Origin of the sequence: Candidatus Kuenenia sp., assembly GCF_039794105.1 — a bacterium.
Classification (GTDB): Bacteria; Planctomycetota; Brocadiia; order Brocadiales; family Brocadiaceae; genus Kuenenia.
This window is the reverse complement of record NZ_JBDIWA010000036.1, coordinates 1-13,084: the sequence shown is the minus strand read 5'-3', so window position 1 is coordinate 13,084 and position 13,084 is coordinate 1. Positions and strand designations below refer to the sequence as shown.

The following is a 13,084-nucleotide window of genomic DNA, read 5'->3' as shown; positions in this document are numbered from 1 at the left end:
AATATTTACATTGGATATTGGTAATTTTTACAAGAATACGGTAGTACCTCAGCGCGGTAAGCTGAACTGTTTTAAGAAATTTCGTAACAGTTCACCCACCCTTTAATCCCCTCCCAAGAGGGAAATTATTGTATTCCCCTCTTGGGAGGGGCTAGGGGTGGGTACTTTTCAAATGCTGGGACAATCCAGAAGGGGTGAACTGTTACGAAATTTCAAAGCTCTTTTGTAGTGGCGAATCTTGTGTTTGCACAAACGGAAATAAAAACAAACGTTTTGAATCGTGCAGGGTGGCAGGGATGAACAGATGGCTCACCCCTGCATAGGTGTTGTAAAAAAATTGCCGAAGGCTTGATTTAATTGAAAATGTGGTATTTCGTGGAAAACAATTTTCATAAAAAAAGGAAGGCATTGGGATTAACCAATGGGGGGCTTCTCTCCTTCTCTCTCAGTTTTTGGACAGCGATTTCATTTTTTCTTTGGTTATTTCGATATTGAATTTTGCCTCCAGATTATCAGGTTCCAGTTCAAGCACTTTTTCCCATCTCGCAATTGCCTCCTGGTAGTTTCCTTCCCGATATTGCTCTAATGCGTCATCTAAGAGTGTTTGTAATCTTTCCTTTTTTTGCACATCGGATAATTCTTTCGTTTCTTCCCTCGCAAAAGGTTTTTTATCTGTTTGAATCTCCTGCACTTTTTCGTCTTTGCCGCTTTCCAGTGCTTCCTCGTATTCAGGGAATTCTACTTCATCTTCTCCCTCTTTAATCAGTTCACGGTTTGCGAGAGGTGTTTCTTTTGTTTGTGGTATAATTGTTTTTTTCGCAACCGTAGTATCTTCTTTTTGGCTAATCAAACGTTGGTTTTGCAGGATAGCAATCTGATTGCGTAGCTCAGAGTTTGCCTTCTCGATTTCACCCAGATGTTTTTCAATAGTCTCTATATCGTTTGTGAGATAAGAAAGGGTGGTTTCCATGGAATTGTTTTTTGATTCAAGGTCGGCTCTGATAGTAGTTAGCATTTCATATAAATTCGAATATTTTGCATCCATACTCATATTCTTTTGTGTAAGCATTTCAATGCGTGTTGTCGCATTTTTTGTAGTATAATCCAAATCTTTAAATTGTTTCTCGAAGGTATTTGCTTTTTGATCAATCTGTGTCAACTTTGCCTCAGTATCTTTGCTGGTTTTTGTCTCAACAGTAATACATCCTGTTAGTGTAAAAAATACCATCGCTGCCAGAAAGAGCGTGACAAATTTTGCCATAATCGCCCCCTTTTATGGGTTAAGTTTGGAGGTAACGAGCTTATCTTGTTTAAGCACCATGTTATCGTAAGAATATATGTGGCAGGAATATAAAATTCATTTCATTTTTTCTAAATCGAAAAGGAATGACGCCTCTTTTTCTTCTTCCGGATCAAAAACAACCAATGTTAGTGGCGTATTTAAATCAATATCGTAAACAGGAAATTTAAATACCAATCTTGCCATTTGGCTTGGGGGATTTGGCCAAAATTCACTGGCATCGGCTATATCAGGTTTAAATTCATATATAGGTCTGATTTCCAGATCCTTTTGACAAAGTTTTGCAGTTTGAAATACTGCGAAATTAAATGCGTCCCCGTAAACAGTTACGGTAAACACAAGCGCATTTCCTATTTCTAAAGCATTCAAAATGTCCCGGTTGGTAAGATTTTTGTGTTCTATTTCAAACTTTTTTGCCTTGTAAGCAACATTGTGGTAAGGAGTGAATAATGTGGCAAAGCCTATTCCCTTTCCGAGGGATACCGTCCATTCTTTTGAAAAGGCAACGAAATCAACCTCTTTATTTTGCCTTCCGTACTGGATTGCCTCCTGTATCTGCTCTGGCGCTAAACGTAAGGATACTGCTTGTGCTGGTGCTAAAAAACAGAGGGCAAAGACAATAAAGATGCTATTCGTTACGAGAAAGATTTTTTTTACCATATGCCATCCCACTTACTTTTAAAACGTTATAAGTAACGTTAAATAAAAATGATACCGGTCATCTGCCGTGTCTTATTCATCTTCATCCTCATCTTCTTCACCGTGTCCCCATTCAGCATCTTCCACCTCTTCTGCTCCTTCTTCTGCTCCTTCTTCTGCTCCTCCTTCTTCTACGGCTGCATCAGCGGTAGGCCTCACGACATAATTCTTTCCGGTTTTCATTAAACTGGCGGTACACATGATGAAGACTATACCAAAAGCAATCGCGCCGAGAAAGGTAACCATTGCGCCGATGCCGTTTACCATTCCCTCTACTTTTTTGTTTGTCATAACCTTCTCTGATTTCTCAGAAACAACTCCATTTAACTTGTCGATCACTGTGTTGACCTTGTTGAGCATTCTTCTCTTCCTCCTTTGGTTTTTACAACGTTTACGTTATTGTCTGAAAACTAAAATAAGATGTATGTTTTTTACCTCTCCACCCCGGTCAGATTGTGGTACTTTGATAGTTCATCATCTGCTTCTTCAATCAATCCTTTTTGCCGATAGGCAGATTCCAGATTTTTATAAGCTTTAATGTAATAGGGATCTATAGCAAGGGCTTCTTTAAATTCGCGTATTTGATCTTCAACCATTTTCATTTCACCGTAAGCAATACCAAGGTTAAAGTGAATCTTTGCGTCGTTTGGCGATAATGCCAACGCTTTTTTGTATTGAATAATTTCCTCGGCTAACATGCCTTTTTGCCCATAGACAACCCCCAAATTGAACTGCGCATTGAAATAATCAGGATAGAGTTCCGTTACTTTTTTGTATGCGGCAATGGATTCATCATATTTCTCTTTCTTACGGTAAGCATGCCCTAAATTGTACAGACCCTCTAAATTATACGGATCGATGCTTATTAATTTTTGGTAAGTGGATACTTCCTCATCTACCATGCCTTTCGAGCCATATGCAATTGCCAGGTTAAAATATGCATCCTCAAATTCGGCATTCAGGTCAATTGCCGTTTTGTATGACTCTATTTCTTTGTCAAACATCCTTTTTTTGCTATACGCAACCCCAAGGTTATTGTAAATATTTGCATGGCCTGGATTTATCTTTATTGCGGCATGGTATTCCGAGATTGCCTCATCCAGCATTCCCTGCATATTGTATTCGTTTCCCAACTTGTAGTGTATCTCAAAATCATCAAAGAATTCTGTTGCGAAAATTTGGAGGGCACAAAACAGGTTGAGTAGTAATAAAAGAGGTGCAATTCGTATCATAAGTTTATTTGGTTGGGATAAAACCAGAACATTTTTTTGTTTTTATCGTCAATTTTTTTAACGATTTCATAAAACTCGGTTTTAGAAAGGTCTTCTAATTTTTTGCCGTATGTTTTAACGGTTTCATTAAAAGCCATCACCTTTTCAACAAGGTTATCATGGGTTTTGGCAGATCCGCCAAGGATATAAAAATCTTCTCCCGTGGTAATCCTTTTATGATTATCTTCGTGGTCAAATGCAAGGCCAAGCAAGACGATATTTTCGTTTGAAGATTTGCGTTGATATGGCAATCGCGCCTCCTTTCAAAGTTTGCTATAATTCTCAATGATAAAAGTATCAGAGGATACCATCGGTCAAAAAAAAAGTCAAGCTTCGTTTATACGGGTTCCTTGCGATTTTAGCGGTATTTTTTTAAGGGAAGCAGGGGCGAAGTATTTGCTATAAATTGTCATAAATGCGTTCATACCCGAACGGGCAAATGCTTCGTCCATGCTGTTGGGGAAAAAATGTTAGTGGGTTGTTATTAAAAGCACCCTCCTGGCGATTTCGAAATAAATAATAAGTCCCGTTGCGTCCAGTAACGTTGCAATCAATGGTGCAGATACAAACGCCGGATCCAGTTTTATCAGCCGGAAAAACAACGGGATAGATACTCCTACGATATTCCCGGCGCTCACAACGGAAAATAAGGAAATTCCTACCGTTGCGGCCAGTGCGATTTGCTTTGTGGATATTGCTGCAATGGAAAAAGCAATAAATCCTAAAATCAGTCCAAGCACAACCCCTACCCGTAATTCCCGTAATAAAATTTTCCACCACTCCCTGGTGTTTATTTCCCCCGTAGCCAGCGCCCGGATCACAAGGGTGGATGACTGAGAACCGGTATTGCCGCCTGAACCCGTTAGCATAGGGATGAAATAGGCAATTGCAATCATCGAGCTTAAGATTTCTGAGTATCCCTTCAGTATTGCTTGTGAAATGGTTGCAGCGATGACAAGTATCGCAAGCCAAACTATCCGGTTAATCACGCGTTTTGATACTCCAACGCGGAAATATTCCTCTTCGATAGTCTGAATACCCGCCATTTTCTTAAAATCCTCGGTTGCTTCTTCTTCTACAACATCAAGCACATCATCAACCGTCACAATGCCAACGAGCCTGTTTTCGTTATCGACTACCGGCACCGCGAGAAGGTCGTATTTCTGAACTACTTTTGCCGCTTCTTCCTGGTCATCTGTGGTATGAACAAATAAAACATGTTCATTCATTATCTCTTGTATCAGTTGGTCTGGGTTCGCAAGGATAATGTTTTTGAGAGAGGTCACTCCCCGCAATTTTTTTGTTTCATCAACTATATAGCATATGTAAATAATTTCACGGTTCAAACCTGTTTTCCGTATATGTTCAAGCGCCCGTGCAACGGTCATATGCATTTGAAGCCCCACGAACTCAGGGGTCATTATGCGGCCTGCGGAGTTTGGGGGATAATTTAAAAGCTCGTTTGCTTCCTTTCTTTCCGCGGGCGGGAGTAATTTCAGGAGTCTTTCCACAACGTCTGCAGGAAGTTCATCAAATAGCTGGGTTCTGTCGTCCGGCTCCATTTCAATTAAAAGCGTTCTTACATGTTGTTCTGTAAATTGCTTTAGGAGCGCTTCCTGTTCTGAAGAATCAAAGAGTGAAAAGACTTCAGAACTTTTGCTCTTGTCAAGCAATCTGAAGCTTACCACCTTCTCTGCAGGTTCCAGCCCGGCGAGAATGTCGACAATATCGGCGGGATGGCGTTCGCGAAGAAAATCCCGCAGCCGGCTGAAGTCTTTTGTCCTGATAAGTTCCTTGATTTCAGGAAGGATTATATTTGCCCACTTTAGTTCCATTTTTTACAAGGGTATTAAAATTTTTTGGCAACGTTCTGCCTTATTGGTTACAGTCTGATAAATCTATTGACCTGAAATTTCACAGTGCCATTGTTTTCTCTTCTGCAAAGTGTGGGAATTTATTCGACTTTTTCCACTCCCAAAGCCTTTGCCATGCCGAGCAACGCTCTGCCAACCAGAGAGCGTTTCATCTCTATTGCATGAAAATCGCATACCTCATCACAGCAAAAACAACCAATACATTTCTTTTTGTCGACCACTACTTTTCCCGTGTCTTTTGACATTGCGCCGGCAGGGCAATTTCTTACACACTCATAACACCGTGTACAATTGGAATGGTTTACGGTGGAAAAGGTAGAACAGGTATTGTCAAACATCATAGCAAGAAGAAAATTGGGGAGATACTTCCCCGCAAAGTCCTGTGCGCCGCTGGATGGTTTTTTAAAATCATGCACCGCTACATTTTGAATGGATTCTCCTGCTACAGTAATATTGCTCAATTCGCCAATGCCCAAACCGCGCTGATGTGCAAAACGGATAGTTGGCACGGCCATAGGTTCGAAACCAATGATGTTGCTGGCTACCGTATCCAGCGCGACGCTGTCCCTGCTGGAAATAATTAAACCGACCTTTTTGGGGTTTCCTGCATTAGGACCGTTTCCTTCCATGCCTACAATTGCATCCATTATGATGAGATGGGGCGGCGCCATTTGGTAAATATCCACCAATGCCTTGGCAAAGACGGTTGGTTTTGGCGCTATTAAATGGACATTCTTTTTGCCATTGCCTGGTATCGAGCCGAGCATGTTTTTTATCGCTCCGGTATACTGCGTTAAACCGTGCGTTTTCAGTTTAGGAACGGAAACAATAAAATCTACCTCTCTCAACGTCCTGGCTATACGGAATTTGTCTAAGATTTCATAATCCTTGTTGTAAACATCGATGTATTTGTCTTTATCAAAATTTACAATCTTTGCGCCGGTATTCTCCGCAATTTCGTTGATACGGGTAACCCGGAAGGCGTTGAACGTGGAACTGTTTTTTACGCTTCCTGATGAATCTCCAATATATACCTCACATCCAAAATCTTTCTGAAATATATCCACCAGCGCCCTGACAACTGCAGGGTGGGTATTTACCGCTCTTTCCGGTGGTTGTGATGATGAAAGAAGGTTGAGTTTTAACAGTACCTTTTTTCCTGGCCGTACAAGCATTTCAGTGCCATTAAGCAAGCTTAGAGACCGATGTATCGCATGGTAAACCTTTTCCAGGGTATAATCGTCACATTTTGCAATTGATACTATAGACATGGGTAAACCTCGTAAAATGTTTCTCGTATCTACGTTACAAAAGAAGTCTTTACTGGGTAATACTATACCACAGCATATATTATGATAGTAGTAAAAATGAGTGGATGTGTACTAAAATTTAAGGGGCACGGGGGTAAAAGACAGGAGAAAAATAATGAAAAGGGCAATGCCAAGCATCTTTCTCCTGGGATCGAGAGGCGTATATTCATCTGCGGGCGAGGGATGTCGAAATCCAAAAATCAGAAGGAGTATGGCAAATAAAATCCAGCCCTTATAAAAAAATACGGTGATTACGCAAAAAATAAATATACCTATACGATAAACGATGTCACTCTTTTTCCCCAGCAGTGCGTACATAATATGTCCTCCGTCAAGCTGCCCGATTGGCAAAAGATTGAGCGCCGTGACGAATAATCCGGCCCAGCCTGCAAATGCAAGGGGATGAAGATAAATATCCATTCCTTCAGGCAGCGTTCCAAATAGAAGCTTTGCGATAAATGAAAAGAGTACCGGTTCTCCAAGTCCCAGGTAATTTGATGAATCGGCTGGCACAGGCCGTACGTCTGAAAGGATAAGGCCTACTACAGTGGCGGGAATGGCAAATACCAGGCCCATAAGCGGACCTGCTGCGCCAATATCAAACAATGCCCGCTTGTGAGGGATGTGTCCTTTCATTTTTATGACTGCTCCAAATGTGCCAAAAGGCGGCAGCGGGAGTGGTAAAAAATAGGGCATAGTGGCGTCCACATGGTATTTTCTGCACATAAAAAAATGTCCTAATTCATGAGAAAGTAGGATTGACATAATAGCTAGTGAATACCATATTCCATTAACGTAATAAGTTGTCAGAAAAGTGGCAATAAAAAGCAATACATGGATTCGCACCTTTTTGAAAAAAGGTGAAGATTTCTGTTCTTCTCTTGTCATTTACCTTTGTTTTCTCCCTTCGTAATGTTTTTAAAAAGTCTTGCCCGGTAAAAAACCCTCTTTTTTGTAAGCATTTCTCTGTTTTCCTCAGGTGTTCTTTTTTACATTAACATGTTAAATAACTTTTGTAAATTATATTAAACGTTAATGTTGACATTGCCCCTGGAATCGTGATACTATTTTCCGATTAGTAACATCATTTAGTATCAAGAAACTAGAGTGTTACGCATAATTTTATATTGAGGCGCACGATGTCTTTTTTGGTTAGATTCGGGGTTTCTCTGGAAAAGGAACTCCTTAAGAAATTTGATACCCACATAAGAAAGAAAAAATATACCAACCGTTCGGAGGCAATACGTGATCTGATACGCGGTGATTTGGTGATGGAAGAATGGCAGGAAGGCAAGGAGATTACCGGTTCTATCACACTTGTTTACGATCATCATAAAAGGGAACTGGTAAACATGCTCATTGATATCCAGCACGACTATCATGGTATTATCCTTTCCTCCCAGCATATCCATCTGGACCATGATAATTGTCTTGAAATCATTGTTATAAAGGGCAAGCCGCAAATGGTAGAGGAATTATACGGAAAACTGAAATCGGCAAAAGGCGTTAAACACGGTGGCATATCCATGGCAACTACGGGGAAGGGGATTTTGTAAATATGACCTTTTCTAATCAAGCCCATATTTCTGCACTATGCTTGCATAGCGGCAAACATGGATACAGAGAGAAAGGGCTTCCTTCTGCCATTGCAAAAAAAACATCCCGGAATATTCGTGATATTATTTTTTTTTGTGCTATGCAGTAGCACGAGTATATTATACGTACTACTGGTAACTGGAGGAGACATTTTTGCATATTAGCGACGGAGTACTTTCTCCCTACATTATCATTACCGGGTGGGCAGTTGCAGTCCCTTCGTTAGCGATGTCTGTAAAAAGCCTGAAACCTGACAAAGTTGGTGCATACGGAGTAATTGCCGCTGTTTTTTTTGCAGGTTCGACAATCCACATACCCCTTGGACCTTTCAGCATGCATCTTGTCCTCAATGGTATTGCAGGACTTTTACTGGGATGGAGCGCTGTAACCGTAATAACGGTAGGACTTTTGCTGCAGGCTTTGTTCCTTGGCTTTGGAGGATTGACTGTGTTGGGGGTAAATATTGCTGTTATGGCGTTGCCTGGCGCGATTATCGGCGTGCTTGGACGCCATTGGATGAAACAGGTTTCAGCGAAAAAACGGCCTTGGATAGGATCGTTCGCGGGTGGCGGTGCTGTATGTATTTCGTCCGTTTTACTCTTTGTTGCCCTTTCTACAACCCATGCGGCGCTGGCTCCCCTTGCCAAACTGGTTTTTTGGGGACATGTTCCTGTCATACTGATTGAAGGCGTTATCAGTTATTGGTTGGTACACTTTCTGCAAAAAGTAAAACCTTCGTTATTAGGAATTTTACATTGAGAGCTTTCTTATGCGTTTTTTTTTGTATCTTTTTTTCGGCGCCTTTAGCGGTATATGCACACGGACTTTCCCTTTTTTCTCAGGAGAAAACATTGTATGCATCTTACAGTGATCATATCCCTGCCTCAGGCGCAGAGGTTGTTCTTGTGAATGCAAACGGCGTCATAATTCTTCAGGATAAAATGGATGAAAAGGGGGTGTGGAAGTTGCCGGAGAATCTGGAAACAATTCCTCAATTAATTATTGTAGATGATTCCGTAGGTCATCGTGCAATGATAACATGGGAGGAATTTCTTAAAGAACGCCCAAAGGGGTTGTTTGACCTTTTAAGTATCCGCGTGGCAATCGGAGTCGTGTGCATTATCGGCGGCGGTTATGCCATACAACGGTTTTTATTAAAAAAAAGGACATAATGCTATTTTGCAAACTACAAAAATTGAAATTGCCGCCGGTTTCTACCCGCACTGGAACGATATTGGTTTTGCTTGTACTGGCGGGTATAGGTTTGCTGAATAATTTTGCGACTCTTGTTGTTTGCCTGTTTATGGTGTTATTGTTTGGTGTATTCACAGTTGGAAACATATTCATTGTTGTATACCATGCAAAAGGAGTCTGGATTTTTTTCCTTCTCACCGGTGTAAGCCTTTTGCTAACAAAAGAGGGCAGAGCGCTTGCCCCAATCCTTATTGTCAAAATGTTTTCAATGTGGTTGTGGAGTGTAATCTGGATTAAATGGGTGAGATTTGAACGTATTTTGTCAACCTTAGAGAAAATGGGAATACCGGCAATTTTGTTAAATGTCATTGCATTTACCACGCGTTTTTTACCTATTATGGCGGAACGGATAAAAATGACGTTTGCCGCACAGTCTTCACGCGGTGCAAAAAAGGGATTGCGTTCCCTGCAATTACGAAACCTTGCCGGGGGGATTGGCAGCGTGCTTTTGTCTAGTTTTGAGCAATCTGAAAATGTTGAACGTGCAATGCAATCACGCGGATTTTGCGGAACATATACTCTCGGCACAGACAAAGACGAAGCTCCCTCGTATGTTGCTTTGTCTCTGATGTTTTTAATGGCTTTTTTAATTTGGACCGGAGTGATTTGCGATGTCCTGTGTAGTAAGTGTTTATAACGTCACGTTTCTTTATCCGAATGGTGTGCAGGCGATATCAGGATTATCATTATCTGTTCACCAACATGAAAAGGTTGGGCTAATCGGGCCTAGCGGCGCTGGCAAAACAACCCTTTTTTGGCACTTAAACGGGCTTTTAAGACCACATTCGGGAGAAGTTAGTGTTTTGGACAAACCGCTTACCGGACTCAAAAATATTAATGAAGTTCGGAAGCATGTCGCCCTTACTTTTCAGCAGGTAAACGATCAGCTTTTCTGTTCTTCCGTTTGGGAGGAAATTGCATTTGGACCGAAAAATTTGTATTGGACAAAGCAGCAGGTGGCAGACACGGTGGAAAAGTGGCTGGCGTATTTTGAATTAAATGATGTTCGGGAACGGCCTCCGCATCATTTATCGGGAGGGCAGAAGCGCAGGGTTGCACTGGCGGCAGCTATGGCAATGGAACCCGACTTGTTAATCCTCGATGAACCCGCAAACGACTTGGACCACCGCCATCGACGTAAATTAATAACCTATCTGAAAGGATTAAAAATTGCACTCATGGTCGCCTCTCATGATTTACGTTTGATTGAGGAATTGACAGAACGGTGTCTCATTATGGATAAAGGCAGGATTGTTGCAGACAAAACTACCGTTGAGTTAGTACATAATGAAGACATCTTAAAAATGTATGGGATGGAGGCAATGCCTATGAAAGAATAATTTTTTTGATAGGCGGTAGCACGATAATATTAAATGTGCTATTTATTTAATTCCTGGTATTTTTTTTATTATGTTAAAAGGGATTTTTATAATGAGTTATCGTTTTTTTTACAGTTTTATTCTTATACTTTTTTTCTGTTGCGCAAGTAACGCTGGAAAAGTGTATGCCCACCATGGAGGCGTTTCTACCGCCTTTGGCCCTGGCGCACCTGTTGAAACTGCATCGCCAATGACTCTCGGGAAAGGGAAATTTTTGCTTTACGAAAAAATAGAATTTGCATCTTTTGAACAAAAGAGCCATGCTGACCCGAAAAACATTGAAAACTTTACCTTTTTTAACACATTAGTCGGCTATGGCATTACTGACTATTTATCCATCTATCTTGTGATGCCTTATGCTATTAAAGAACAGGATTCATTAGGCACATCGAAGGGGTTTGGTGATGCTGGATTTTTAGTGCAATACGGGTTTAAGTACGGCGAGAGAAACGGGATTCGGGGTTTTTATAATAACGGCCCAGAAGATACTATTGGAGAGAGTTATACGACCAATGACCTGAAGATGTCTTTTTTGGGAGGCTTTACTGTACAGACCGGTGATATTACAAATGAAGATAATAAAGGCAACCGGTTTGACATGGGCATGCAAACGGGTTTTGCAGCGCCAACGTTTATGACAGGTTTCTCCGCTTCAAAAATGCTTTTCCAGCACTTTACCCTTACCGGAGATACTTCATTTACTACTTTTACCCGTCATGACGAGGGGAAACCTGGAAATGAGATACGTTTCAACCTGGCCGGAGGATATGAAATATTTGGAAATTTACAGGGATTTCTCCAAAGGGTGGACCTTATTGCTGAATCAAATATCCTCCATCTGACAAAAGATGAAGACGAACACCGTCACGATGAAGATGACAGCGGGGGAACGATTCTGTATCTTTCACCTGGCTTTCGCGTTTCTCTTAAGAAAAATATCAGTATCGGAGGGCTTCTGAAATTTCCCGTATGGAAGGATTTGAACAGGGAACCGGAGCAACAGGGCGCTGAAGGACTTGAACACTTCAGGGCAATTCTCACCGTGACATGTTCTTTCTAATGAAGCCAACCCTGACAGGGTTTCTTACAAAACTATACCTTAAACCATTTGTTAAGAGAAGGAGGAAAACACTATGCTAAAAACACGAATATGGAAAAAGCAGATGATTGCAATACTTTTTTGGGCTTGTTGTACATTTCTGTCTCATACGAAATGCATATTTGCACATGAAGGCCACGATCACGGGAGTAACACTCCGATAGCCATTAAAAAATCTACAGTGGCACATTTGCAGTCAATATTGGAATCATATAAGTCTCTTTATAAAAAAGTTTTAGAACAAGATATTCAAAGAATTCCCCTATTGGCCCAAAATATAATGGACGCCGCTCAATCGGGCGTTCAAACGGAAAAGAAAGGTGAAGGGCGTTATATGATGGAACATATTTTCCAGCATGCGATATCTCTTAAAAAAGGCGAAACTCTGGAAAATGCAAAAGAATCTTTAGGGTTAATAAGCAGTGAACTATTTCCGTTCTTTATTGCATGGCCAATGCAGCTTAAAGAAAACAAGTTAAGGCTTTATCATTGTAAAAATGATGAAAAATACTGGTTTCAGGCAGAAAATAGCGCTCCAAACTGCCCTTATGCTCACGGTGAATTATCAACATGCACTATTATTGAGGAAGTGGCGTATAAATGATCTGTATAGGAATTTCAATATTTTTGTAGAGACGCATGCAATGCGTCTCTACATTGAACGACCATCTTTGCTTTAGAAAAACATGACAGTCTTATGACACCGTGTGCCCATAATTGGTCACTGTTTATATCAAGCTTTGCAGGACAGATGCGACTTTGTGTCTTAAGAAAAAAAACTGATGCGTGACCATTTATAGTCTTTTTGCGTTCTCATGTACTAATTGCATCTTTTTTGTGCTGTAATCGTAACATATTTAACAGTAGTAGTTTGTGCTTTCTTTGGTTGTGGTGGTCGTGTTGTTTTTTCGAAATGGCGCACTTCTTGCTAAGTGTTGTTACGTACAAAGTGTTTTGTTATGTATTATTTTGCGCAGAATTTTTTACGGAAGGGGGTGAATGTACGGACGCATTTAAGTGTAAAAGCAGAGGTTTTCGTGAGTTAGGATTGAGCAGATGTTATGAATTTTGAAGGAGGTAAGCGAAGAATTATGATACGAAAGGGAATGATAGGAGCGGTGATGCTTGGAGCTGCGGTAGCGATAAGCGGCGGAGTGGCGACTGCGGGGTATATTCAGGGTACGCATGTAAAGACGGATTTACCCGGGCCGTTTCACATAACGATGTCACCGGATGGTGGTACGTTATTTGTGTCGAATCAATCTGGGCATAGTGTAACGTTTGTGGATGCAAGGACGCAGA

15 protein-coding genes and 1 pseudogene are annotated in these 13,084 nt (G+C 41.0%); 8 read left to right on the top strand and 8 right to left on the bottom strand.

Going from position 1 to position 13,084, the window contains the following annotated elements; all coding sequences use genetic code 11:
• Positions 1 to 445: 445 nt before the first annotated feature.
• The 8 genes from ABJL82_RS13920 to ABJL82_RS13885 all read right to left on the bottom strand — a co-directional run bounded on the left by ABJL82_RS13920 (position 446) and on the right by ABJL82_RS13885 (position 7,342).
• A complete protein-coding gene (locus ABJL82_RS13920) occupies positions 446 to 1,261 on the bottom strand; it encodes a hypothetical protein (protein ID WP_347275301.1) in 816 nt (271 codons plus the stop codon).
• 96 nt (positions 1,262 to 1,357) lie between these two features.
• A complete protein-coding gene (locus tag ABJL82_RS13915) occupies positions 1,358 to 1,960 on the bottom strand; it encodes a hypothetical protein (RefSeq protein ID WP_347275300.1) in 603 nt (200 codons plus the stop codon).
• A 72-nt stretch (positions 1,961 to 2,032) separates the two neighbouring features.
• Positions 2,033 to 2,359 carry a hypothetical protein gene (locus tag ABJL82_RS13910; protein ID WP_347275299.1) on the bottom strand — a complete coding sequence of 109 codons (327 nt, stop codon included), beginning with the start codon at positions 2,357 to 2,359 and terminating at the stop codon, positions 2,033 to 2,035.
• 71 nt (positions 2,360 to 2,430) lie between these two features.
• Positions 2,431 to 3,231: a tetratricopeptide repeat protein gene (locus tag ABJL82_RS13905; RefSeq protein ID WP_347275298.1), complete on the bottom strand. Its 801-nt coding sequence runs from the start codon at positions 3,229 to 3,231 to the stop codon at positions 2,431 to 2,433.
• Positions 3,228 to 3,521, bottom strand: a complete 294-nt coding sequence (locus tag ABJL82_RS13900; RefSeq protein WP_347275297.1) for a hypothetical protein — start codon at positions 3,519 to 3,521, stop codon at positions 3,228 to 3,230. Before ABJL82_RS13900 ends, ABJL82_RS13905 begins: the two co-directional genes overlap by 4 nt.
• 219 nt (positions 3,522 to 3,740) lie before the next feature.
• On the bottom strand, positions 3,741 to 5,105 hold the full coding sequence (mgtE, locus tag ABJL82_RS13895) for a magnesium transporter (protein WP_347275296.1): 1,365 nt from the start codon (positions 5,103 to 5,105) through the stop codon (positions 3,741 to 3,743).
• 119 nt (positions 5,106 to 5,224) lie between these two features.
• A complete protein-coding gene (locus ABJL82_RS13890) occupies positions 5,225 to 6,415 on the bottom strand; it encodes a DUF362 domain-containing protein (protein WP_347275295.1) in 1,191 nt (396 codons plus the stop codon).
• A gap of 111 nt (positions 6,416 to 6,526) precedes the next feature.
• The gene (locus ABJL82_RS13885) at positions 6,527 to 7,342 is read right to left on the bottom strand and encodes a site-2 protease family protein (protein WP_347275294.1); all 816 of its coding nucleotides are present in this window, start codon (positions 7,340 to 7,342) and stop codon (positions 6,527 to 6,529) included.
• A 251-nt stretch (positions 7,343 to 7,593) separates the two neighbouring features.
• On the opposite strand from ABJL82_RS13885, the gene nikR reads away from it, so the two are divergent.
• The 8 genes and pseudogenes from nikR to ABJL82_RS13845 all read left to right on the top strand — a co-directional run.
• A complete protein-coding gene (gene nikR / locus ABJL82_RS13880; protein WP_347275293.1) occupies positions 7,594 to 8,010 on the top strand; it encodes a nickel-responsive transcriptional regulator NikR in 417 nt (138 codons plus the stop codon).
• A 193-nt stretch (positions 8,011 to 8,203) separates the two neighbouring features.
• On the top strand, positions 8,204 to 8,809 hold the full coding sequence (cbiM, locus tag ABJL82_RS13875; protein ID WP_347275292.1) for a cobalt transporter CbiM: 606 nt from the start codon (positions 8,204 to 8,206) through the stop codon (positions 8,807 to 8,809).
• Between the two features lie 92 nt (positions 8,810 to 8,901).
• Positions 8,902 to 9,222 (top strand): hypothetical protein, encoded by a 321-nt coding sequence (locus ABJL82_RS13870; RefSeq protein ID WP_347275291.1) that lies wholly within the window; start codon positions 8,902 to 8,904, stop codon positions 9,220 to 9,222.
• Positions 9,223 to 9,245: 23 nt separating this feature from the next.
• Positions 9,246 to 9,941 carry an energy-coupling factor transporter transmembrane component T gene (locus ABJL82_RS13865; protein WP_347275290.1) on the top strand — a complete coding sequence of 232 codons (696 nt, stop codon included), beginning with the start codon at positions 9,246 to 9,248 and terminating at the stop codon, positions 9,939 to 9,941.
• Positions 9,916 to 10,644, top strand: coding sequence for an ABC transporter ATP-binding protein (locus tag ABJL82_RS13860; RefSeq protein ID WP_347275289.1), 729 nt, complete (start codon positions 9,916 to 9,918; stop codon positions 10,642 to 10,644). Before ABJL82_RS13865 ends, ABJL82_RS13860 begins: the two co-directional genes overlap by 26 nt.
• A gap of 91 nt (positions 10,645 to 10,735) precedes the next feature.
• Positions 10,736 to 11,743 carry a hypothetical protein gene (locus tag ABJL82_RS13855; RefSeq protein ID WP_347275288.1) on the top strand — a complete coding sequence of 336 codons (1,008 nt, stop codon included), beginning with the start codon at positions 10,736 to 10,738 and terminating at the stop codon, positions 11,741 to 11,743.
• A 73-nt stretch (positions 11,744 to 11,816) separates the two neighbouring features.
• A complete protein-coding gene (locus tag ABJL82_RS13850; RefSeq protein WP_347275287.1) occupies positions 11,817 to 12,386 on the top strand; it encodes a hypothetical protein in 570 nt (189 codons plus the stop codon).
• Positions 12,387 to 12,873: 487 nt separating this feature from the next.
• Positions 12,874 to 13,084: pseudogene (locus tag ABJL82_RS13845) on the top strand (hypothetical protein); the annotation flags it as partial.

Bases quoted from the DNA above. Each gene is read 5' to 3' on its own strand.
- ABJL82_RS13920 (WP_347275301.1), bottom strand. From the start codon at position 1,261: ATGGCAAAATTTGTCACGCTCTTTCTGGCAGCGATGGTATTTTTTACA.
- ABJL82_RS13915 (WP_347275300.1), bottom strand. From the start codon at position 1,960: ATGGTAAAAAAAATCTTTCTCGTAACGAATAGCATCTTTATTGTCTTT.
- ABJL82_RS13910 (WP_347275299.1), bottom strand. From the start codon at position 2,359: ATGCTCAACAAGGTCAACACAGTGATCGACAAGTTAAATGGAGTTGTT.
- ABJL82_RS13905 (WP_347275298.1), bottom strand. From the start codon at position 3,231: ATGATACGAATTGCACCTCTTTTATTACTACTCAACCTGTTTTGTGCC.
- mgtE (WP_347275296.1), bottom strand. From the start codon at position 5,105: ATGGAACTAAAGTGGGCAAATATAATCCTTCCTGAAATCAAGGAACTT.
- ABJL82_RS13890 (WP_347275295.1), bottom strand. From the start codon at position 6,415: ATGTCTATAGTATCAATTGCAAAATGTGACGATTATACCCTGGAAAAG.
- ABJL82_RS13885 (WP_347275294.1), bottom strand. From the start codon at position 7,342: ATGACAAGAGAAGAACAGAAATCTTCACCTTTTTTCAAAAAGGTGCGA.
- nikR (WP_347275293.1), top strand. From the start codon at position 7,594: ATGTCTTTTTTGGTTAGATTCGGGGTTTCTCTGGAAAAGGAACTCCTT.
- ABJL82_RS13860 (WP_347275289.1), top strand. From the start codon at position 9,916: ATGTCCTGTGTAGTAAGTGTTTATAACGTCACGTTTCTTTATCCGAAT.
- ABJL82_RS13855 (WP_347275288.1), top strand. From the start codon at position 10,736: ATGAGTTATCGTTTTTTTTACAGTTTTATTCTTATACTTTTTTTCTGT.
- ABJL82_RS13850 (WP_347275287.1), top strand. From the start codon at position 11,817: ATGCTAAAAACACGAATATGGAAAAAGCAGATGATTGCAATACTTTTT.